We start from the raw sequence: 20197 nt of genomic DNA, 5'->3' as shown, positions 1-20197 counted from the left end.
TCAGGCGGCAACCCGGTTCCGCAGCCGCGGATGCCGGGCCTCCCACGCCGCCCGCACCGCGCGCGGCAGGTTCAGCTCCGGCCAGACCCGGACCAGCGTGCCGCCATCGAGGTGTTCCCGCAGCTCATCGACCCGGATCGCCTCGCGCAGCACATTCTCATACATCCACAGCAGCATCGTCGGCTGCGCCAGATCGAAGGCCCGCTGCGGATGCCACCAGAGCCGCAACGGCAGCTCCACGATCCCACCGGTCGGCCCGCGCAACTCACCGAGCGTGCCCGCCACGACCACCGGCCGATGCGGCCGGGCCAGGTGGATCACAGGACTCGCGCTCGCGGACATGTGACCAGCCTAAACCGACATCCCACCGGAAAGGCAAACTCCTAGAATCCTAGGATGCCTTAGGGGCAGTGCGCCGGGCAGTACCCAAGCCCAAAATCAACAGCGAAACCCATCGGGGTACGCCTACGAAGAGTCCCGCCACATCCTCAGCGGCCGCCCACAACACCGGGCCCCAGCGCCCGCGCCGGGCTGAAGCACGGGGTCGGGGGAGGCTTCCGCCTCCGAGGACCGGTCGCCATTCACATCGCCCGCGCCCGTCGCGGACCGGAAACCGGGGACCGGGGTCAGCTTTAAGGCGGGGAAGCACTCGCCGGGATCGGCGCCTGCCTTGGGAGGACCGGCCGTCCTTCACGGCACTCCGTCCAGGCCGCGGACCGGGGGACCAAGGTCAGCACTGAGGGCGGGGACGCACCGGCCCAGGACCGACGGCAGCTATAAAAGCGGAGGAAGCAGGCCCGGCTGGGACCGGCCGCCGCTTTCGGGGCGGGAGACACCCGCCTGAGACCGGCGGCGCTTTCGGGCGGGACGCACCCGCCTGAGGCCGGCGGCCGCTTGTGGCGGGGAAGTATCCGCCCCGGGATCGGCAGCCGCCGACCGAGGGTCGTCCGCCTGACGGGGGCTGGGCTCGCCGCGAACCGCTGGAGCGCCGGCGTGCGGGCGCCGGACAAGCAGTCAGAGTGGCTGGAGGCGCTGTTTGAGCAGGCAGAACTCGTTGCCCTCGGGGTCCATCAGGACGTGCCACGATTCGTCGCCGGTCTGGCCGATGTCGGCCGGCCGGGCGCCGAGCGCCAGTAGGCGCTGCAGTTCGGCGTCCTGGTCACGGTCGGTTGCGTTGACGTCGATGTGCAGGCGGGGCTTGCCCTTCTCCGGCTCGTCCCGGCGGCTCAGGAAGAGCGTCGGCTGCGCACCGCCGAACCCTTCGCGTGGCCCGATCTCCAGCGAGCCGTCGTCCTCGCGGCCGAGGATGACGAAGTCCAGGACCTCGCACCAGAACCGCGCGAGCACCTCGGGTTCGCGGCAACCGAGTACGAGCTCGCTGATACGACACGCCATGGGGAGACCTGCTCTCGGCCGGGGGATCTGCTGGGCGACCGCGACCGTACCGGACAGCCCCGGAACGGGCGAAACCCTTTCCGGGGCCGCGCGCTGTGGTCCGGATACGCGATAGTGGGGCATGCATCGACGGCCCCGGTATCCCGGCATTGTGCTGCTTGTCGCGTTGCTCGCCGGGTGCGCCACCGAGCAGTACCGGCTCGAGGAACTCACCCCGGCCACCCAGGCGGCCGCCGACGATGTGCCGGAGCAGCAGAAACTGCAGGCCCGGGCCGCCCTCGCCCGCTACGGCGCGGCGGTCGGCGCGGCCGGGAAGCAGCCGAGGTTCGTCCCGGTCGGTGAGCAGACCGCGCAGATCGGCGATGGGGAAGCGGCCAACGGCGCCTTCAAGCGTTCCCTGCTCGCCGGCAAGGTGGTCGCCACCCGCAAGCTGCCGGCCGCCCCGCGGCGCACCGGTGAGGTGGTCTGGGACGGCGGCGCCACCCTCTCGCTGCCGCTGATCTCCGCCGAACAGGCCCTCCACGAGGTGGTGACCGCACATCCGCAGGAGTGCGCGGACTGCGTACCCCTGAGGGTTGTTGCTGCCCGGCTGACCACCGCGGCGGTGCTGACGACGCGTGGCGAAGCCACGGTGCCGGCGTGGGAGTTCACGCTGAAGGGCACGGCTGTGCGGATCACCCACCCGGCCGTTGCCGCCGGGTTGAAGGTGACGCCGCCGTCGTGGGATCCGTACGACGCGCCCGGCGGCCTCGCGATCGACGGGGCCAGGACGACGGTCGGCAGCCGCGAGCTCACCGTCTCGTTCACCGGCTCGGTGGGCCCGGCGTCGGAGCCGTGCGGGGCCGACTACACCGGGCGGGCCGTCGAGTCCGAGTTCGCCGTGGTCGTCATCGTCGTGGCCCGCCCGCACGCCGCCGGCGAGGCCTGCCGGGCGATCGGCGCACCCCGCACCGCCACGGTCACCTTGGACCAGCCGCTCGGCGAGCGCGCCGTCCTCGAAGTGATGCAGGGCCTGCCGGTCCCGGTGCGGATCACCGCTTGACCTACCAGTTCAGCGCCCCGAGGTCGTCCTGCAGCGTCCCGGTCGGGCCGTCCGGGCCGAGCGTGGCCAGGCGCACGACGGTCCGGGCGCTCTCCGATACCGGCCGTCCGATGCCGAAGGCCGCGGTCATGTCGGTGGCGGTGGTGCCTGGCTCGACCGCGTTGAACTTGATGCCCGGGTGGGCCTTGGCGTACTGAACGGTGAGCATGGTGGCCGCCGCTTTGGACGCGGCATAGAGCGCCAGCGGCATGGCGTACTCCGGCCGCTCGGGATTGGTCACCGCCCAGAACGATCCCATGCTGCTCGAAACGGTCACCACCGTCGGGTTCGACGACCTGCGCAGCAGCGGCAGCGCCGCCTCGGTGACCCGGACGATGCCCACCGCGTTGGTGTCGAACGCCCGCAGCGCCGCCGGCCCGTCGACGGCCCCGTCCGCGAGGATGCCCGCGTTGTGCACCAGCACGTCGAGTCGCCCCTCGGCCGCCTCGACGGTCGCCAGCGCGTGGCTCACCGAATCGTCGTCGGTGACGTCGAGCTGCACGGATCGCGCGCCGAGTTCGGCCGCGGCCTTCTCGCCGCGCTCGACGTCGCGGGCGCCGATCCAGACGTCGTGCCCCAGGCCGATGAGCTGCCTGGCGGTCTCGAACCCGATGCCCTTGTTCGCCCCGGTGATCAGTGTGACGGTCATGTGCTTCCCCTTTTTGTACCGCTCGGTTGGTGCAACCCTAGCAAGTTTTGTACCGATCGGTTGGTGGGCCGGGTCACGATTTGTACCGAGCGGTAGGCTGGGGCTCATGAGCGTTATCGGGCGACCGCGGGCCTTCGACGAGGGAACCGTCCTCGAGCGCGCCGCCGAGGTCTTCTGGCGGCACGGCTACGAGGGCACGTCACTGTCCGCCCTGACCGGGGCGATGGGCATCAACCGGCCGAGCCTGTACGCGACGTTCGGCAGCAAGCAGGAGCTGTTCCAGCGCGCTTTCGCCCGCTATCACGAGGCCCAGGTGGCTGCCGCGCGGGCCGCGTTGGAACAGCCCACCGCGTACGCCGCTGTCGAAGCGTTCCTGCGCGCCAGCGCCGACGGCCTCACCGCCGACAGCCACCCGCCCGGCTGCCTGTCCGTGCAGGGCGGCCTGGCCTGCTCACCCGAGAACGCCGCCATCGCCGAGATCCTGGCCGCCGGCCGCGCCGCCACCGAGTCCGCCCTGCTGGAACGCCTGACCCGCGCCGTAGCGGAAGGCGAGCTCCCGCCCGGCATGGATGCGCGGGCGACAGCCCGTTTCGTGATGGCCCTGAGCGAGGGCCACGCCGTCCACGCCGCAGCCGGCGCCAGCCGCGAAGACCTCCAGGCCTCCGTCGACATCGCCCTTCGAGCCTTCCTCCCGCCTGCTGCTCGGCCCAGCCCAGGAACGGACCGCTCGTAGACTCTCGCGGGGATTGCGCGTCCTCAGCGAGCCGGCTCGCGGAACAGGATCGCCGCCTGGCTCACCGCGAACCCACCCACCTCGACAGCGACGGCCACCAGCAGCAGGCTGACCAGTGCGTCCCAGGGCCGCACCGCGGCGACCACACCGATCGCGCCGGCCGCGACCACGTTGGCGGAGAACACCCCGACGAGCCAACGCCGCAGCCCGTGCCGCCCGGCCGCGAGATGCAGCGCGAGCGCCCAGAGCCCGATCGCCGCCGCAACCCCGTAGATCACCGCGGCCGGCAGTCCGAGCCGTTCCGCCGCCGGCCCGGCGAACACCGCCAGCAGCACCGCGCCGGCCGCGCAGTAGGCAGCGTCAAGACGAAGATTGCGTACGGCAGCACGTCGTTCCCGCATCCCCCGACCCTAGACAGCCGGCCCGCTTGCCGTCAGGGGTGCAGGTTGCGTTCGCGGATGTCGTGCAGCAGGGCGTTGATGCGGGCCCGGTCCGGCAGCTCGGGCAGGTCGGTCGTGGCGGCGGCCGATGCGAGGTCGGCCTGCAGGCCGGCGGCCCAGGCGACGACCTGCTCCCACGGCAGTTCGCCACGCCGGACCGCGAGCAGCCGGTCCCGCAGATGGCCGACGCCGACCAGCACCTCGCCCGTACGCAGCACGTGTGCCCCGGCCAGCAGCAACCGGACCATGTGCATGGCCTGCTTGTGGTTGGTCTCGCCGGTGGTTTGCCGGCGGGCCGCGACCCGGTTGAGCTGGTCGCGGGCATACCCGCCGTAGCTCTCCGCGATCCGCTGCGACAGGAACGCCGGCCGGGCGGCGAGCAGGGCCTTGCCGTCCGCGGTGATCGTCTCGACCAGCGGCGACCACAGCACTTCCAGAACGGTCGGGTTGGCCTGCAGAGCGAGCGTGCAGAACCGTTCGACCTCCCAGGAGAACTGCTCGTCGAGCGGCCCGTCCCGGTGGGTGGGCGGCTTGTCGAGGCTCCAGAAGGCACGGGTGGGCGGCACGAAGACGCCGCGCCGGTCGTGGTCGGAGCCCGGACCTTCCAGTCCGTAGGCGCGGGAGCCGACCACGACCCCGAGGATCAGGTCGTCCACTACAGCACGGTGGCGTCGATGTCGTCGAGCTCGCCGTCGCTGAGCGACGGGGCGTTGACCGCGGCGATGTTGTTCTCCAGCTGTTCGACGCTGCTGGCGCCGATGATCAGGCTGGTCATCCGCGGGTCGCGCAGCGCCCAGGACAGGGCCAGCTGGGCCAGGGACTGGCCGCGCCGCTTGGCGATGTCGTTGAGGGCGTGCAGCCGCTGCATGGTCTGCGAGTCCAGGGCGCTCTCGTTGAGGAAGACGCTGGTGCGGATCCGCGAGTCGTCCGGGATGCCGGTCAGGTACCGGTCGGTGAGCAGGCCCTGCTGCAGCGGGCTGAATGCGATGCAGCCGGCGCCGGCCTCCTCCAGGGTGTCCAGCAGGCGGTCCTGTTCGATCCAGCGGTTCAGGATCGAGTACGACGGCTGGTGGATGAGCAGCGGCGTGCCGAGTTCGCGCAGGATGCGGGCGGCCTCGGCGGCCTGGGCGCTCTTGTAGTTGCTGATGCCGACGTACAGCGCCTTGCCGGAGCGGACCACGGCGTCCAGCGCGGTCATCGTCTCCTCGAGCGGGGTGTCGGGGTCCGGCCGGTGGTGGTAGAAGATGTCGACGTAGTCGAGGCCGAGCCGCTGCAGGGACTGGTCGAGCGAGGAGACCAGGTACTTGCGGGAGCCCCAGTCGCCGTACGGGCCGTCCCACATGGTGTAGCCGGCCTTGGTGGAGACGATGATCTCGTCGCGGTGGGCCTTGAGGTCGGTGGCGAGCAGCCGGCCGAAGTTCGACTCGGCGCTGCCGGGCGGCGGGCCGTAGTTGTTGGCCAGGTCGAAGTGGGTGACGCCGAGGTCGAAGGCGCGGCGCACGATGGCGCGTTGCCGGTCCAGCGGCCGGGTGTCGCCGAAGTTGTGCCACAGCCCGAGCGACAGGGCGGGCAGTCGCAGCCCGCTCCGTCCGGCGCGGCGGTAGGTCATGCTGTCGTAGCGGTCGCCCGCGGGGGTGTACGTCACCTCCCTATCTTGCCCGCTGCCAAGATCAGTACGGCTCCGGGATGTGCTGGACCTTCACGGCCGTCTGCTCGTCGTCGCTGATCCTGCGTTTCGGCAGCTTGACCTCACGGTGCGGAACCGGGGTGTACGGGACGTTGTCGAGCAGGTGGGTGACGATGTTGAGCCGGCCGCTCTTCTTGTCGTCGGTGTTCGCCACATACCAGGGCGCCCACTCGGTGTCGGTGGTCGCGAACATGTCGTCGCGGGCCTGGGAGTAGGCGTGCCACCGCCGGTAGGACTTGAGGTCCATGTCCGACAGCTTCCAGATCTTGCGGGGGTCGTTGATCCGGCTCTGCAGGCGCCGGGTCTGCTCCTGCGGGCTGACCTCGAGCCAGTACTTGAGCAGGATCACCCCGGAGTCGACGATGGCCCGCTCGACCTCCGGCACGTTCTGCAGGAAGGTGCGGGTCTGCTCCTCGGTGCAGAAGCCCATGACCCGTTCCACGCCGGCCCGGTTGTACCAGCTGCGGTCGAAGATGACGACCTCGCCGGCGGCGGGCAGGTGCGGGATGTAGCGCTGCAGGTACATCTGCGACTTCTCGCGGTCGGTGGGCGCCGGCAGGGCGATCACCCGGAACACCCGGGGGCTGACCCGTTCGGTGATCGCCTTGATGGTGCCGCCCTTGCCGGCGGTGTCGCGTCCCTCGAAGACGACGCACACCTTGGCGCCGGTGGCCTTGACCCACTCCTGCATGGCGACCAGCTCGCCGTGCAGGGGGCGCAGCTTGCGCTGATATTCCTTGTTCTTCATGAGCGCTCTCCCAGGTAGGCGCGGGCGGGGGCGACGGCGGTGCGTGCTTCGATGACCGGGCGCGGCGAACGGGCCCGGCGGATCGCCTTGACCACTTCGACGACCAGGGGGAGCGCGCAGGCCAGGGCGATGCAGGCCAGCCATTGCGGGCCGGTCAGCGGCTGGGTGAGAAGGCTGCTCTGCAGGAAGTCGACGCGGGTGGCGAGCAGCACCAGGGCGGCCGGGATCAGCCCGATGGCCAGGGCCTTGAGCACCGGCGCCCGCAGGCCGCTCGCCGGGTCCCGCCGGTTGGTCAGCGCGTTGCCGACGGTGCCCAGGCCCATCACGACGAACGCCATGGTCATCGAGGCGCTCGGCGCGTCCGGGCGGGGTTCGTCCGGACCGGCCACCAGGGGCACGAGCGCCGCGCCGAACAGCACTGCGGCGTACAGCAGCCAGAACAGCACGGCGGTGCGGTTGGTGATCGGCACCTTCGGGTCGCGCGGTGGCCGGTCCATCACGTGCGGGTCGCCCGGGTCGACGGCGATGATGATCACGCCGAGGGCGGTGGCGAACAGGAACAGGTAGAGCACCATCGTCGGGGTCAGCGCCACCCCCTGGTTGATGTTGAAGGCGGTGGCCGCCACGAACAGCATCACCAGCGACAGCAACTGGGTCATCTGGTAGCGGACGTACGCGACGATCTTCTCGTACACCCGGCGGCCGATCTCGATGGCCCGGACCAGGGTGCCGAAGTTGTCGTCGGTCAGGATCATCCGGGCGGCCTGCTTGGTGACCTCGCTGCCGCTGCCCATCGCGACCCCGATGTCGGCCTGCTTGAGCGCCGCGGCGTCGTTGACGGCGTCGCCGGTCATCGCGACGATCAGCCCCTGCTGCTGCATCTGCCGGGCCAGGCGCAGCTTGTCCTCCGGCGTGACCCGCCCGAAGACGTGCAGCTCGGGCAGCTTGCGATTGAGTTCGTCGTCGCTGAGCGCCTGCAGTTCCCGGCCGCTGATCGCGCCCGGTCCGAGCCCGAGGGTCTCGCCGATGGCCTGCGCGGTGACCGCGTGGTCGCCGGTGATCATCCGGACGTCGATGCCGGCCCGCAGGGCGGTCTGCACGGCGTCGCGGGCCGTCGGGCGCAGCGGGTCGATGATGCCGGCCAGGCCGACGAAGCCGAGCTCGTGAGTCAGCGACATCGGGTCGGCGGTCATCGCCGCCTCGTCGCCGGGCTCGATCAGCCGGGCCGCGAACGCGAGGACCCGCAGGCCCTTCTCGCCCATCCGCCGGTTGGCCTGCTCGATGCCGGCCCGGGCCTGGTCGATCGGAGTCCGGGTGGTCATCGGGCCACCCGCGTACGAGCAGCGGTCCAGCACCACGTCCGGCGCCCCCTTGACCAGCTCGATGACGCGTTCCACCCCGTCGACGGTGAAGTGGTGGTAGGTGGCCATGAACTTGTAGTCCGAGTCGAACGGCACCTCGGCCAGCCGTGGATAGGCGCGCCGGGTCTCCTCGGCGTCGACGCCCAGTTTGGCGGCGAGCACCACCAGGGCGGCCTCGGTCGGGTCGCCGACCACGGCGCCGTCGTCGGCGACCGTGGCGTCGCTGGCCAGCACGAGGCCGAGCGCGAGGCGGGTGAAGTCGGGCACCGGGGCGCCGGCGACCGAGCGGATCGCCCCGGACTTGCGGTAGCCCTCGCCCTCGACGGTGAACCAGGTGCCGCCGGCGTACAGGGCCGAGACCATCATCTGGTTCAGCGTCAGGGTGCCGGTCTTGTCGGTGTTGACGGCGCTGGTCGCACCCAGGGTCTCGACGTCGGTCAGGTTCTTCACGATGGCCTTGGCCTGGGCCAGGTTGCGGGCGCCGACCGAGAGCAGCCCGGCGACGAAGGCGGGCAGGCCGGTCGGGATCGCCGAGATCGCCATCGCGGTGCCGAGCATCAGCAGTGCGTCGAGTTCCATGCCGCGCAGCCAGCCGACGACGATGATGAACACCACCGCGGTCCAGGCGATCACGCCGAGCACCTTGGTGAGGGTGTCGAGTTCGCGCTGCAGCGGGGAGCGGGTCCGTTCGACCTTGGTCAGCATGGTCGCGATCCGGCCCATCTCGGTGTCCATGCCGGTCGCGACGACCAGCATGGTGGCCGTGCCGCGGGTCACCGAGGTGTTCTGGAACAGCATGTTGGTGCGCTCCGCGAGCGGCACCTCGCCGGGCGGCAGCTCCTTGCTGTCCTTGGCGACCGGGGCGCTCTCGCCGGTCAGCGCCGCCTCCTGGGCCTCGCAGGTGGCCGAGCGCAGGATCCGCCCGTCAGCGGGCACCAGATCACCGGCCTCCAGGTGCACGATGTCGCCGGGCACCAGGTCGACGGCCGGCACCTGGACCAGGTCGCCGCCGCGGATCACCCGGGCCTCCGGGACCTGCATCTTGGCCAGCGCGTCGACGCTGGCCCGTGCGGTCAGCTCCTGCCGGGCGCCGAGCACCACGTTGAGCAGCACGAGCAGCGCCACGATCAGGGCGGTGGACCATTCGGCGATCAGCAGGCTGACCACGACCACGGCGATCAGCATGATGTTCATCGGGTCGCGCAACTGTTTGGCGGCGACGGTCAGCGCGGAGGGCGGTTTCTCGGCGGCGATGGCGTTCGGCCCGTACCGGGACAGCCTGGCCGCCGCCTCGGTGAGCGACAGGCCCTGGGTGGCGTCGGTGTCCAGGGCCGCGGTCTGCGGCCGTTCGACGGTGGGGTTGGTCATGGCGTACCCCCGGGGGTCAGGTGCCGGCCGGTACACCGTCGCGCCGCAACCCCGCGGATCCATCACCCGGTGGGGATGAATTCACCGGCGGGACGGGCGTTGGTCACAACTGCGGTGCGCCCGGCGACCGGCGCCGGATCCGCTGGTAGGTTGAGTGCTGCCGGCTACACCCGCGCGGGAGAGACCACCGAAAAGGTGGCGCCGAAGGGGCAAATCCTCCCCGGAACCTCTCAGGCAAAAGGACCGCGAGGGCAGGCAACTCTGGAGTGCCTGCTGGGTATGACAGAGGGGGAGGGTTGCGTGTCGACCTTCTCGAGCCCTGGAGTCGCCCATGACCTCGCCGTTCGTTCCCCGTCACATCGGTCCGGACCCGGACGAGCAGACCCACATGCTCAAGGCGATCGGGTACAACTCGGTCGGCGAGCTGATGGACGCCGCGATCCCCGAGGTGATCCGCTGGCACGGTGACCTGGACCTGCCGGCCGGGATCTCCGAGGAGGAGGCGATCGCCGAGCTGCGCGCGATCGCCGGGCGCAACACCGTCGCCACCTCGATGATCGGGCTGGGCTACTACGGCACCCACACGCCCGCGGTGATCAAGCGGAACGTGCTGGAGAACCCGGCGTGGTACACGGCGTACACCCCGTACCAGCCGGAGATCAGCCAGGGCCGGCTCGAGGCGCTGCTGAACTTCCAGACCGTGGTCACCGACCTGACCGGGCTGACCACGGCGAACGCCTCGATGCTGGACGAGGCCACCGCGGTGGCCGAGGCCATGACCCTCGCGCGGCGGGCCTCCAAGGTCAAGAGCAATGTGTACGCGGTGGACGCCGACACGTTCCCGCAGACCCTGGCCGTCCTGCGGACCCGCGCCGAACCGCTCGGCATCGAGGTGCGCCTGGTCGACGTCGAGACCGGCGAGCTGCCGGCCGAGTTCTTCGGCCTGCACCTGCAGTACCCGGGCGCGTCCGGCGCGGTCCGCGACCACGCCGCGCTCGTCGAGGCCGCCCACGCCAAGGGCGCCCTGGTCACGGTCGCCGCCGACCTGCTTGCGCTGACCCTGCTGCGGGCGCCGGGCGAGATCGGCGTGGACATCGCCGCGGGAACGACGCAGCGGTTCGGCGTACCCCTCGGTTTCGGTGGCCCGCACGCCGGCTACCTGGCCGTGCGTGCCGGCCTGGAGCGGTCGCTGCCCGGGCGCCTGGTCGGTGTCTCGAAGGACGCCGACGGCGCCCCGGCCTACCGGCTCGCGCTGCAGACCCGCGAGCAGCACATCCGCCGGGAGAAGGCGACCAGCAACATCTGTACCGCCCAGGTGCTCCTGGCCGTGATGGCCAGCATGTATGCGGTCTACCACGGCCCGGCCGGGCTGAGGGCGATCGCGCAGCGCACCCACGAGCACGCCCTCGCGCTCGCCGGTGGCCTGAGCGCGGCCGGCGTCGAGGTGGCGCACACCGCGTTCTTCGACACGGTGACCGCGGTCGTGCCGGGCCGGGCCGCCGACGTCGTGGCCGCCGCCGCCAGTGCCGGCATCGACCTGCGGCTCGTCGACGCCGACCGGGTGTCGGTGTCCTGCGACGAGACCACCACCGCCGCGCACGTGGCGAGCGTGCTGCAGGCGTTCGGCGCGGCCCCGGCCACGCCCGCCGCGTCCGCCGTCAAGGCCCTGGCACGCACCTCGGAGTACCTGGCCCACCCGGTGTTCAACACCCACCACTCCGAGACGAACATGCTGCGCTACCTGCGCAAACTGTCCGACCGCGACTACGCGCTGGACCGCGGCATGATCCCGCTGGGCTCGTGCACGATGAAGCTGAACGCCACCACCGAGATGGAGGCGGTCACCTGGCCGGAGTTCGCGAACATCCACCCGTTCGCGCCGGCCGACCAGACCGAGGGCTACGAGGCCCTGGTGGCCCAGCTGGAGGGCTGGCTCGCCGAGATCACCGGGTACGACGCGGTCAGCGTGCAGCCCAACGCCGGCTCGCAGGGTGAGCTCGCCGGCCTGCTCGCGATCCGCGGCTACCACCGCGCGCGCGGCGAGGAGCACCGCGACGTCTGCCTGATCCCGTCCTCGGCGCACGGCACCAACGCGGCCAGCGCGGTGATGGCCGGCATGCGGGTCGTCGTGGTGGCCTGCGACGCCGACGGCAACATCGACCTGGCCGACCTGGACGCCAAGATCGAGAAGCACCGGGACGCCCTGTCGGCGATCATGGTGACCTACCCGTCGACCCACGGCGTCTACGAGACGTCGATCGCCGAGCTGTGCGCCAAGGTGCACGAGGCCGGCGGGCAGGTGTACGTCGACGGTGCCAACCTCAACGCGCTGGTCGGGTTCGCCAAGCCGGGCAAGTTCGGCGCCGACGTGTCGCACCTGAACCTGCACAAGACGTTCTGCATCCCGCACGGCGGCGGCGGCCCCGGTGTCGGCCCGGTCGCGGTCCGGCAGCACCTGGCCGAGTTCCTGCCCGGCAACCCCCTCGAAGAGGGCGATCACCACGCCGTCTCGGCGGCCGCGCACGGGTCGGCCGGCATCCTGCCGATCTCCTGGGCGTACGTGCGGATGATGGGCCCGGACGGCCTGGCCGCGGCGACCGCCACGGCGGTGCTGGCCGCCAACTACGTGGCGGCGCGGCTGCGCGAGCACTACCCGGTGCTGTACGCGGGCAACAACGGCCTGGTCGCCCACGAGTGCATCCTCGACCTGCGGCCGATCACGAAGGCCACCGGCGTCTCGGTGGACGACGTGGCGAAGCGGCTGATCGACTACGGCTTCCACGCGCCGACGATGTCGTTCCCGGTGGCCGGCACGCTGATGGTGGAGCCGACCGAGAGCGAGGACCTGGCCGAGCTGGACCGGTTCGTGGCCGCGATGATCGCCATCAAGGGCGAGATCGACCACGTGGCGGCGGGCGTGTGGCCCAAGGACGACAGCCCGCTGTCCAACGCCCCGCACACCGCTTCAGCAGTGTCGGCCGACGAGTGGGACCACGCGTACCCGCGGTCCGTGGCGGGTTTCCCGGAGGGCGTGGACCGGACGGCGAAGTACTGGCCGCCGGTGCGCCGCATCGACGGGGCGTACGGCGACCGGAACCTGGTCTGCTCGTGCCCGTCGCCGGAGGCGTTCGAGGACTGAGCGGGTAGCAACGGGGTCGCGCAGGTCGTGGTCTTCACTGATCGCGGCCTGCGCCGTCGTTGGTGCCCTGGGCGGCTCCCGCTGCCGCCGTTTCGTTACGCTGCGTAGTGTGTCAGGCAGCGAGGCAGTGCACGGCCGGGCCGCGGTGCGGCTCGATCATCGTGCCGTCCGGCAGCAGTTCGCCGGTGTCCTCGAAGACGATGACGCCGTTGCAGAGAAGGCTCCAGCCCTGCTCCCGGAAGGTCGCGATGATCCGGGCGGCCTCACGGTCGATGGCCTCGGCTGGTGGGCATGGAATCAGGTGCTGACACATCTTGTGTTTCTCCGTTTGGGGGCTGTGTGAAGGTTCACAAGAACGGTGACGGACGTTACCTCAGATCGAACGACAACGGTTCATCACGGTGACGGGATCCCCGCGGCGAACCGCCTCTGCCATGGTCCACGGGACGGAGATCAACGACCACTCTCCGCGACCTCCTCTCGGTGTCCCGCCGGGTGCGCCGGCGGCCTGCCAAGCCCGTCACCACGCGTTAGATGTCTTCCGATGGCACCAGGGTGATCCCGGTGACCCTGGTGAGCTTCTGTCCGACTTCCTCTCCGCCAACGGACTACCGGTGCGAAATCTCGGCCGAACGGATGACAAAAAGAGGACGTTCGGCGATAGCACTATTTGCGGAGCAGCACTGTACGTGTCCGCGGATGCCGGATCTGTAATGGCTGGTGGGACCGTCGGCGCACCCACCCCGGTGCCGGTGATCCCGGACGTCTACGCCGTCGTCTACGGCCACACCCGCCGGCCCGGACCCCGCCCGGCCGGCGGCGGCTGGACCCTCGGACCGTGGCAGGAGAGCTGGACCCGCGCCGAGCACGCGGACGCCGTGCAGCAGGTCCGGGCCGCCATCGGCCGCGGCGACGTCTACCAGGTCAACGTCGTCGGGCACGGGTCGGCCGCGTACACCGGCGACCCCGGTCCGGCGCTGCGCCGCGTCGCCGGGCTGCCCGGCGCCCGCTACGGCGGTGTGCTGGCCGGCGACGGCTGGGCGCTGGCGACCGCCTCCCCGGAGACCCTGGTCGAGGTCCGCGACGGGCGGGTCATCACCCGGCCGATCAAGGGCACCCGGCCGGCCACCGAGCAGGGCCGGCGCGAACTGCTCGCCTCGGCCAAGGAACGCGCCGAACACGTCATGATCGTCGACCTGGAACGCAACGACCTGGCCCGGCTGCCGGGAACCGGACCGGTCACGGTTGATGAGCTGTTCGCCGTACGCCGCTGGTGTGGTCTCTGGCAGGCCGAGTCCGTGGTGTCGGCGACCCTCGATGCCGAGGTCGGCCTCGCCGAGCTGCTCCGGGCGGTCTGCCCGGGCGGCAGCGTGACCGGCGCGCCCAAGCTGGCCGCCCTGGAACGCATCGCCGCCCTCGAACCGGTCGGCCGCGGTGTCAGCATGGGCGCGCTCGGCTGGCTCGGCCCCGGGCACCTGGATCTCGGGCTGAGCATCCGCACCGTCGCCGTCGACGGGCACCGCGTGCACACCTGGGCTGGCGGTGGGATCACCGCCGACAGCGACCCGGTCGCCGAGGTCGACGAGGCCGCCGCCAAAGTCGGCCCGATCCGCGCCGCACTGGCCACAGGCAGCGCATAGCGCGCTCCGAGCTGTCTCTACCGAATGCGTGCCACTGTCTTGCCCGACCGTCCCCGAGGGCGGCGTGGGAGCGCGTACGTTGACGCACGCCCACGGTGGCCGGCAGAAAAAGGCGACATCGCTGTGCTTGAACTACTGGAAAGACGGGACTTCACGCGCTTCGCGCATTCGTCCACGGCGCGGCTGCACAGCAGCGCGTTCCAGCTGTGCCACGACTGGCATCTGGCCCAGGACCTCACCCAGGCCACGCTGACCAAGCTCTATCTGAGCTGGCACCGGGCCGCAGACCCGTCGGCGTACGCCCACAAGATCCTGCTTCGTGTCTTCCTGGACCACCAGCGCCGCCGCAGCAGCGGTGAAGCGCTGACCGGGATGCTGCGCGAACCCGCGTACACGGTGAGCCCGGAACTGCGGCTCGCCATGATCGACGCGCTGAACCGGCTGCCGGCCCGGGACCGGGCGATCGTGCTGCTGCGCTACTTCGCCGACCACAGCGTGGAGCAGGTCGCCGAGGAGCTGGACGTGCCGGTGACCGTGGTGAAGAGCCAGACCCGGCGCTCGCTGATCAAGCTGCGGCAGATGCTGCGCGCCGACCGTGCGGCCCTGTTCTCCTGATCCTGCGTAATGACCGGATAGCCTGCTCGGCATGACAGTGCGGCCCATCAGAATCTACGGCGATCCGGTGCTGCGCACCCCCGCCGACCCGGTCACCGACTTCGACGCGGCACTGCGGTCGCTGGTCCGCGATCTCGAGGACACCGTGCGCGAACCCGGCCGCGCCGGGGTGGCCGGACCGCAGATCGGGGTCAGCCTGCGAGTGTTCTCGTACAACGTGGCCGGCCAGGTCGGGCACATGGTCAACCCGGTGCTGTCCGGCTTCGAGGGCGAGCAGGTCGACGACGAGGGCTGCCTGTCGGTGCCCGGCCTCGCCTACGCCACCACCCGGGCCGCGAAGGTCACCGCCACCGGCTTCGACCAGCACGGCGAGCCCCTCGTCATCCACGGCACCGGCTTCCTGGCGCGGGCCCTGCAGCACGAGACCGACCACCTCGACGGGCGGCTCTACATCGACACGCTCACCGGAGACGTACGCCGGCAGGCGCTGCGCGAGCTGCGCCGGGTGATGCCGCGGTGACCGCGGACTACCGGCAGATCGCCGCCGAAGGCACGCCGACCGGCTGGTTCGAGACCCTGTACGCCGAAGCCGGCGCCGGCCGCGCCGAAGTGCCATGGGACATCCCCGAGGCCACCGCCCACCTGCGCGAGTTCCCGCTGCCACCGGGCGAGGGCCGGCGCGCGCTGGTCGTCGGCTGCGGCAACGGCCGCGACGCCGAACATCTGGCGGCAGCCGGCTATGCGACTACCGCATTCGACATCGCGCCGACCGCGATCGAACTGGCCCGCAGCCGCCACCCCGGCTCGCCGGTCGACTATGTGGTCGCCGACCTGCTGGACCCGCCGGCGGCGTGGCGGCAGGCCTTCGACCTGGTGCTGGAGAGCAACAACGTGCAGGCCCTGCCGACGGCTCTGCGCGCCCGGGCGATCCCCACGGTCGGCACGTTCGTCGCCCCGGGCGGCACCCTGCTCGTGCTGGCCGCCGCCGCGGTGGCCCGGCCGGGTGACGGGCCACCATGGCCGCTGACCCGCGCCGAGATGGACGCCTTCGCGTCGGACGGGCTGCGGCCGCTCGCGGTCGAGCACGTCGAGGCCCCGGACACCACGTTCCCGGGCCGCTGGCGGGCCGTCTTCACCCGCTGATGGGGCCATCGGGGCGCTGTCGGCGAGGGTTGAGCTTTAGGCGTACGCAGATTTGCGTAGTTGCACGGCCGCCTGGTGGGGGATGGCCGGGCCCGGGGGATTGCGCACGCTGGGCGCATGCCCAAGCGTGCTGTTCCGCTGATGCTTGCCGTCGCTGTTGTGGTGAGCCTTGTCCTGGTTGCGCCGTATCTGAGCCTTGATGTCGCGGACAGCCGGCTCGAGGTGGGCGGCGGGCTGCACTACGGCGTGCTGGTGGGGCACATCTTCACCGCGGCGGTCGCGCTGGTGCTCGGGCCGCTCCAGTTCCTGGCGCGGGTGCGGGCTCGCCGGCGGCTGCACCGTGTGATCGGCCGGGTCTACCTGCTCGGCGGGGTGGTGCCGTCGGCGGTCACGGCGATCCCGGTGGCGTTGTGGTCGGGGCGGCCGCTGACCCAGGTCGGGCTCACCGTGGCGGCGGTGTTGTGGCTGGTCAGTGCGGGGCTGGCGTACCGGGCTGTCCGGCGGCGGGACTTCGCCGCCCACCGCGAGTGGATGATGCGCAACTACGCGCTGACGTTCCTGGCCGTCACGGCCCGGATCGTGGTGCCGGTGATGCTGCTCGCGCTCGTGCTGGTCCGAGGGATCGACGCGGACCGGATCGAGGAGACCGTGGCCGGCCTGATCCCGCTCGGGCAGAGCCTCGGCTGGATGATCAACCTGGCCGTCGCGGAGGTGCTCATCCGCCGCAAACCCGCTCGCGCCGTCTTGATCAAGGGATCTACTGTGTGATCCGCCCACAACCTGGACGGAGATTCATGCGCGCGAAGCGTTACCTGGCCGGCGTCGCCGCCCTGGCCCTTGCCGGTGGCTGCGCCGCGCAGCAGGTCGGGGCCCTGGAGCCGAAGCTGGAACTGCGCGATGCGGCACTGCAGCTCGCCGAGGCCCAGCAGGCCGGCTTCACCCTCAAGGTCACCGGCAGCCCGGACGATCTGGTCGCCGCGGCCAAGCTGGAGCCGGACTTCCAGCAGCCCTCCGCGGACGATCTGGCGATGCTGCGGCAGCTGTTCAACTCGTCGGTCACGGTTGCCTATGACAAGGCCGGCGAGGGTACGGCGGACGACCGCTCGAGCCTGTCCGCGTCCGTCGACGGGCTGACCGGCACGGAGATCCGCTTCGTCGACGGCGTCGTGTACGCGAAAGCGCCGGTGACCGAGCTGGCCGCCAAGTTCGGGGCCGGCAAGCGGGAGGTCGAGCAGCTCGCGGCCGGGGCGGTGCCCGGTCTGGACGCGTTCTTCGACGGCAAGTGGGTGTCGGTCGACGCCGCGGACGCCGTCGCCGGGACGCTCGGCCTGGAGACCGGGCCGCATCAGCAGGAGAAGGCCCTGGCTGAGCTGGCGACCAGCGCCACCAACCTGCTGGACGGCGCCGAGGTGGTCCGCGACGGGGCCGACAGCTCGCACCTGATCGTCACCTCGTCGACGACGAAGGCGTATACCGAGGCGAAGCGCTTCGTCACCGCGGTGGAGGAGACCCTCGGCAACGATCTCGGCGCGGCGCCGAAGGACCGGCCGATCGTGCTCGACCTGTGGGTCGACGATGGCAAGCTGACCGCTGCTGAGATCAACCTGCTGCAGTTCATCGACGGCGCTGCCGGACGGGTCGCGGCGCGCATCGAACTGACCACCGGGGCGCCGATCACCGCGCCGGACGGCGCCACCAAGATCGACGTGGCGGAGGGAATGCCGTATCTGATGGCCCCGGAGACGTCGGGCCTGCTCGGCCCCGACGACATCGGCGTTCCGGGAAGCTGAGCGATGCGCACGATCGTGATCGACGACCTGAGTGGGCCGCGGATCGCCGCCCTGCTGCAGGAGCACGTGGACGAGATGCGTGCGATCACGCCGCCGGAGAGCAAGCACGCCCTCGACCTGGACGGGCTGCGGCAGCCCGACGTGACGTTCTGGTCGGTCTACGACGGGGACGAGCTCGTCGGCTGCGGCGCCCTGAAGGAACTGGACGCCGCCACCGCCGAGGTCAAGTCGATGCGTACCGCCGCGGCCGCCCAGCGCCGCGGCGTCGCCTCCGCGGTGCTCGCCCACCTGGTCGCCGCAGGCCGGGACCGCGGCTACACCCGGCTCTACCTGGAGACCGGTTCGGCGGCGTTCTTCGCACCGGCCCGCGCCCTGTACGAGAAGTTCGGCTTCACCTACTGCGAGCCGTTCGCCGGCTACCGGCCGGACCCGAACAGCGTACACATGATCTTGCACTTGACCTGATAGCGTCGCCCGCCGTGACGAACCGCTGGATCCTGCCGTTCGGGTTGCTGTCGGCCGCAGTGGCCGGGGGCGCCGCGTTCGGCTGGCGGTGGCCGACATTGATCGCCGCCGTTCTGGCGCTGGGCGTGGTCGCGCTGCTGCCGGTCGGTTCGGTGACCGCGCGGGCCGCGCTGGTCGTGGTGGCCGCCGCGATCGTCGTCGAGGTCTCCGGCTGGCGGGACCTGACCGCCGAGACCGACCTGCTGGCGCTGATCACGGACACCGGCCTGCGGCGGCAACAGACCATCCGGGAGTCGACCGTCGCGGCCCTGCTGGTCGTCGCGTGTGTGCTGTTCGCAGCGGCTCTGGCACGCTCGGCCGCCGCCGGGATGCCGCAGGCGGTGGTGGCGCCGCTCGTGATCGGCGGTGTGCTGCTCGGGACCCGAACCTGGCTGGCGGTGGACTCCGTCGCCGGAATCGTCGCGGAGCCGCCACCGCTTCCGGCCCCCGAGGAGACGATCACCGTCTCCTCGGAGGCCTACTCGTCCTCGCTCGCGGTGTCGGTCGCCGAGGGCCCGGACCTGCTCTACGCGCTGATCATGCTGGCGTCTCTGGGCGGGGCGGCGCTGCTGGGCTACGCGTGCGCCCGCCTGAACCGGCGAGAACCGGCCGCCTGACCAGCACCAGCACGGCGGCCACCGCGGCGCCCGCCCAGACCAGCCACATCACCGGCTGTGCGACCAGGCTCTCCGCGGGCGGCGGGAGCACCACCATGTTGAGCGCCGCGCCGGCCGGCACGACCAGGGCGGCCACGGTGCCAACCGGTCCCGGCCGGCGGATCGCGGCGCCCACCAGACCCAGCACCGGGCCCAGCACGAGGCCGCCGACCAGCCAGAACGTCTGCAGATAGCCGCCGCCGGACAGCAGGTCCTCCCAGCCGCTGTACACCAGCGTCGCGGTGAGCAGCGTGACGACACCGGACACGGCCGCCACCAGCCACGGCCGGGCGCGGTCGCTGACCAGCCAGCCCGCCGCCACCGCGGCCGCCGCCCACGCCCAGCCGGAGTCGAGGATCAGGCTGGCGAACTCGGCGATCTGCGACCAGAGACCACGCTCGGACCGGGCCTCACCGCCCTCGCCCAGCGCTATCGGCACGTGGTTGACCAGGGCGGCAGCGGTGGCCAGCGCCGCACCGACGGCCGGCGCGGCCAGCCACCAGCGCCTCACCGCTCCACCGCGATCCGGGCGCCGAACGCGACCATCGCCGTACCGGTCAGCCCGTCCAGCGTGCGGCGCACCCGCCGCCGGGTCAGCACCCGCCGGGCCCGGTGCAGGAACGCGGAGAGCACGAGCAGGTAGCTCAGGGAGAGCAGGGCGTGGCTCAGCGCGTACCCCATCATCTCCGGCGCCTTGGCGCCCGGCGTGAGGAACTGGGGGAGCACCGCCAGATAGAAGACCAGCACCTTCGGGTTGGTGATGTTGGACAGGAAGCCCTGCCGCCAGCCGCGGACCGCCGCGCCCCGGCCGCCCTCGGCGGCCGCCATCGGATACTGTCCGCGCCACGCCGACCGCAGCGCCCGCACCCCGAGATAGATCAGGTAGGCGGCGCCGGCCCACTTGATCGCCTGGAACACCGGCTGTGCGCTCACGATCAGTGCACCCAGGCCGACGACCGCCGCGGTGCCCTGCACCGCGTTCGAGGTGGCGACGCCGGCGGCGCACCACATGCCGCGGGCCCGGCCGCCGGAGATCGTGTTGCCGGTGACGACCGCGAAGTCCGGTCCGGGAATGAGCACGACGACAATCGCCAGCCCGAGGAACGCTGCGTAGGAAGCCCAATCCATGCCTTCATCCTAGGATGCCGTAGGGGAGGTGCGGCGAGGCACACCCCGAAGATCAAACGACGGTGGTACGCCTACGTGCTCGCGGGTTTTGCGGACCGCGAGCAGCTGCCTGGTCGCGGC

Annotated in this window: 22 protein-coding genes and 1 riboswitch; of the genes, 11 read left to right on the top strand and 11 right to left on the bottom strand. The window is 71.5% G+C overall.

The genetic code is table 11. From position 1 onward, the window contains the following. Positions 1 to 342 carry a hypothetical protein gene (locus tag OHA21_RS14350; protein ID WP_328474132.1) on the bottom strand — a complete coding sequence of 114 codons (342 nt, stop codon included), beginning with the start codon at positions 340 to 342 and terminating at the stop codon, positions 1 to 3. A 672-nt stretch (positions 343 to 1014) separates the two neighbouring features. Next, positions 1015 to 1395 (bottom strand): VOC family protein, encoded by a 381-nt coding sequence (locus OHA21_RS14345; RefSeq protein WP_328474130.1) that lies wholly within the window; start codon positions 1393 to 1395, stop codon positions 1015 to 1017. Between the two features lie 151 nt (positions 1396 to 1546). Here OHA21_RS14345 and OHA21_RS14340 point away from each other — a divergent pair, with 151 nt between their 5' ends. Then, positions 1547 to 2437, top strand: a complete 891-nt coding sequence (locus tag OHA21_RS14340; RefSeq protein WP_328474128.1) for a hypothetical protein — start codon at positions 1547 to 1549, stop codon at positions 2435 to 2437. 1 nt (position 2438) lies between these two features. Here the strand turns inward: OHA21_RS14340 and OHA21_RS14335 are convergent, their stop codons facing one another. After that, positions 2439 to 3125 (bottom strand): SDR family NAD(P)-dependent oxidoreductase, encoded by a 687-nt coding sequence (locus OHA21_RS14335; RefSeq protein ID WP_328474126.1) that lies wholly within the window; start codon positions 3123 to 3125, stop codon positions 2439 to 2441. Between the two features lie 106 nt (positions 3126 to 3231). On the opposite strand from OHA21_RS14335, the gene OHA21_RS14330 reads away from it, so the two are divergent. After that, entirely contained in the window at positions 3232 to 3858 is a 627-nt protein-coding gene (locus OHA21_RS14330; protein ID WP_328474124.1) for a TetR/AcrR family transcriptional regulator, read from the top strand. Positions 3859 to 3881: 23 nt separating this feature from the next. Here the strand turns inward: OHA21_RS14330 and OHA21_RS14325 are convergent, their stop codons facing one another. The 5 genes from OHA21_RS14325 to OHA21_RS14305 are packed head-to-tail and all read right to left on the bottom strand — an operon-like array spanning position 3882 to position 9462. Continuing rightward, the gene (locus OHA21_RS14325) at positions 3882 to 4259 is read right to left on the bottom strand and encodes a hypothetical protein (protein ID WP_328474122.1); all 378 of its coding nucleotides are present in this window, start codon (positions 4257 to 4259) and stop codon (positions 3882 to 3884) included. A gap of 32 nt (positions 4260 to 4291) precedes the next feature. Further along, a complete protein-coding gene (locus OHA21_RS14320) occupies positions 4292 to 4954 on the bottom strand; it encodes a nucleotidyltransferase domain-containing protein (RefSeq protein WP_328474120.1) in 663 nt (220 codons plus the stop codon). Next, complete coding sequence (gene mgrA, locus OHA21_RS14315; protein ID WP_328474118.1) at positions 4954 to 5943, bottom strand: L-glyceraldehyde 3-phosphate reductase; 990 nt, start codon at positions 5941 to 5943, stop codon at positions 4954 to 4956. Before mgrA ends, OHA21_RS14320 begins: the two co-directional genes overlap by 1 nt. 25 nt (positions 5944 to 5968) lie before the next feature. After that, complete coding sequence (gene ppk2, locus OHA21_RS14310) at positions 5969 to 6733, bottom strand: polyphosphate kinase 2 (protein WP_328474116.1); 765 nt, start codon at positions 6731 to 6733, stop codon at positions 5969 to 5971. Then, positions 6730 to 9462 (bottom strand): cation-translocating P-type ATPase, encoded by a 2733-nt coding sequence (locus OHA21_RS14305; protein ID WP_328474114.1) that lies wholly within the window; start codon positions 9460 to 9462, stop codon positions 6730 to 6732. Before OHA21_RS14305 ends, ppk2 begins: the two co-directional genes overlap by 4 nt. A 165-nt stretch (positions 9463 to 9627) precedes the next feature. Beyond that, a riboswitch (glycine riboswitch) is annotated at positions 9628 to 9718 on the top strand. A gap of 75 nt (positions 9719 to 9793) precedes the next feature. Between OHA21_RS14305 and gcvP the strand changes: the two genes are divergently transcribed. Next, positions 9794 to 12601, top strand: coding sequence for an aminomethyl-transferring glycine dehydrogenase (gene gcvP, locus OHA21_RS14300; RefSeq protein WP_328474112.1), 2808 nt, complete (start codon positions 9794 to 9796; stop codon positions 12599 to 12601). Between the two features lie 112 nt (positions 12602 to 12713). On the opposite strand, the gene OHA21_RS14295 is transcribed toward gcvP, so the two are convergent. Further along, entirely contained in the window at positions 12714 to 12914 is a 201-nt protein-coding gene (locus tag OHA21_RS14295) for a DUF5999 family protein (RefSeq protein ID WP_328474110.1), read from the bottom strand. A 121-nt stretch (positions 12915 to 13035) separates the two neighbouring features. Here OHA21_RS14295 and OHA21_RS14290 point away from each other — a divergent pair, with 121 nt between their 5' ends. From OHA21_RS14290 to OHA21_RS14255, 8 genes are all read left to right on the top strand, one after another. Further along, positions 13036 to 14241 (top strand): chorismate-binding protein, encoded by a 1206-nt coding sequence (locus tag OHA21_RS14290; RefSeq protein ID WP_442875097.1) that lies wholly within the window; start codon positions 13036 to 13038, stop codon positions 14239 to 14241. Between the two features lie 123 nt (positions 14242 to 14364). Next, positions 14365 to 14856, top strand: a complete 492-nt coding sequence (locus tag OHA21_RS14285) for a sigma-70 family RNA polymerase sigma factor (protein WP_328474108.1) — start codon at positions 14365 to 14367, stop codon at positions 14854 to 14856. Between the two features lie 31 nt (positions 14857 to 14887). Then, positions 14888 to 15376, top strand: a complete 489-nt coding sequence (def, locus tag OHA21_RS14280) for a peptide deformylase (RefSeq protein WP_328474106.1) — start codon at positions 14888 to 14890, stop codon at positions 15374 to 15376. Then, entirely contained in the window at positions 15373 to 15999 is a 627-nt protein-coding gene (locus OHA21_RS14275) for a class I SAM-dependent methyltransferase (protein ID WP_328474104.1), read from the top strand. Before def ends, OHA21_RS14275 begins: the two co-directional genes overlap by 4 nt. 117 nt (positions 16000 to 16116) lie before the next feature. Continuing rightward, positions 16117 to 16767, top strand: coding sequence for a DUF2306 domain-containing protein (locus tag OHA21_RS14270; protein WP_328474102.1), 651 nt, complete (start codon positions 16117 to 16119; stop codon positions 16765 to 16767). Between the two features lie 26 nt (positions 16768 to 16793). Further along, positions 16794 to 17789: a hypothetical protein gene (locus OHA21_RS14265; protein ID WP_328474100.1), complete on the top strand. Its 996-nt coding sequence runs from the start codon at positions 16794 to 16796 to the stop codon at positions 17787 to 17789. Between the two features lie 3 nt (positions 17790 to 17792). Then, positions 17793 to 18254, top strand: a complete 462-nt coding sequence (locus OHA21_RS14260) for a GNAT family N-acetyltransferase (protein ID WP_328474098.1) — start codon at positions 17793 to 17795, stop codon at positions 18252 to 18254. Between the two features lie 14 nt (positions 18255 to 18268). Next, on the top strand, positions 18269 to 18910 hold the full coding sequence (locus tag OHA21_RS14255; RefSeq protein WP_328474096.1) for a hypothetical protein: 642 nt from the start codon (positions 18269 to 18271) through the stop codon (positions 18908 to 18910). Here the strand turns inward: OHA21_RS14255 and OHA21_RS14250 are convergent. Then, positions 18831 to 19460, bottom strand: a complete 630-nt coding sequence (locus OHA21_RS14250) for a DUF6518 family protein (RefSeq protein WP_328474094.1) — start codon at positions 19458 to 19460, stop codon at positions 18831 to 18833. The genes OHA21_RS14255 and OHA21_RS14250 overlap by 80 nt on opposite strands. After that, a complete protein-coding gene (locus OHA21_RS14245; RefSeq protein WP_328474092.1) occupies positions 19457 to 20077 on the bottom strand; it encodes a LysE family translocator in 621 nt (206 codons plus the stop codon). The genes OHA21_RS14250 and OHA21_RS14245 overlap by 4 nt, the downstream gene beginning before the upstream one ends. Positions 20078 to 20197: the final 120 nt, after the last annotated feature.

The sequence above is a fragment of the Actinoplanes sp. NBC_00393 genome (assembly GCF_036053395.1).
Lineage (GTDB): Bacteria > Actinomycetota > Actinomycetes > Mycobacteriales > Micromonosporaceae > Actinoplanes.
Note: the sequence above shows the minus strand (reverse complement) of the source record. Positions and strands in the feature narration are given on the sequence as shown.

Excerpts from the sequence above, each read along its gene's own strand:
- OHA21_RS14350 (WP_328474132.1), bottom strand. The coding sequence starts at position 342 with ATGTCCGCGAGCGCGAGTCCTGTGATCCACCTGGCCCGGCCGCATCGG.
- OHA21_RS14345 (WP_328474130.1), bottom strand. The coding sequence starts at position 1,395 with ATGGCGTGTCGTATCAGCGAGCTCGTACTCGGTTGCCGCGAACCCGAG.
- OHA21_RS14335 (WP_328474126.1), bottom strand. The coding sequence starts at position 3,125 with ATGACCGTCACACTGATCACCGGGGCGAACAAGGGCATCGGGTTCGAG.
- OHA21_RS14330 (WP_328474124.1), top strand. The coding sequence starts at position 3,232 with ATGAGCGTTATCGGGCGACCGCGGGCCTTCGACGAGGGAACCGTCCTC.
- OHA21_RS14325 (WP_328474122.1), bottom strand. The coding sequence starts at position 4,259 with ATGCGGGAACGACGTGCTGCCGTACGCAATCTTCGTCTTGACGCTGCC.
- ppk2 (WP_328474116.1), bottom strand. The coding sequence starts at position 6,733 with ATGAAGAACAAGGAATATCAGCGCAAGCTGCGCCCCCTGCACGGCGAG.
- OHA21_RS14305 (WP_328474114.1), bottom strand. The coding sequence starts at position 9,462 with ATGACCAACCCCACCGTCGAACGGCCGCAGACCGCGGCCCTGGACACC.
- gcvP (WP_328474112.1), top strand. The coding sequence starts at position 9,794 with ATGACCTCGCCGTTCGTTCCCCGTCACATCGGTCCGGACCCGGACGAG.
- OHA21_RS14295 (WP_328474110.1), bottom strand. The coding sequence starts at position 12,914 with ATGTGTCAGCACCTGATTCCATGCCCACCAGCCGAGGCCATCGACCGT.
- OHA21_RS14290 (WP_442875097.1), top strand. The coding sequence starts at position 13,036 with ATGGTCCACGGGACGGAGATCAACGACCACTCTCCGCGACCTCCTCTC.
- def (WP_328474106.1), top strand. The coding sequence starts at position 14,888 with ATGACAGTGCGGCCCATCAGAATCTACGGCGATCCGGTGCTGCGCACC.
- OHA21_RS14270 (WP_328474102.1), top strand. The coding sequence starts at position 16,117 with ATGCCCAAGCGTGCTGTTCCGCTGATGCTTGCCGTCGCTGTTGTGGTG.
- OHA21_RS14265 (WP_328474100.1), top strand. The coding sequence starts at position 16,794 with ATGCGCGCGAAGCGTTACCTGGCCGGCGTCGCCGCCCTGGCCCTTGCC.
- OHA21_RS14260 (WP_328474098.1), top strand. The coding sequence starts at position 17,793 with ATGCGCACGATCGTGATCGACGACCTGAGTGGGCCGCGGATCGCCGCC.
- OHA21_RS14245 (WP_328474092.1), bottom strand. The coding sequence starts at position 20,077 with ATGGATTGGGCTTCCTACGCAGCGTTCCTCGGGCTGGCGATTGTCGTC.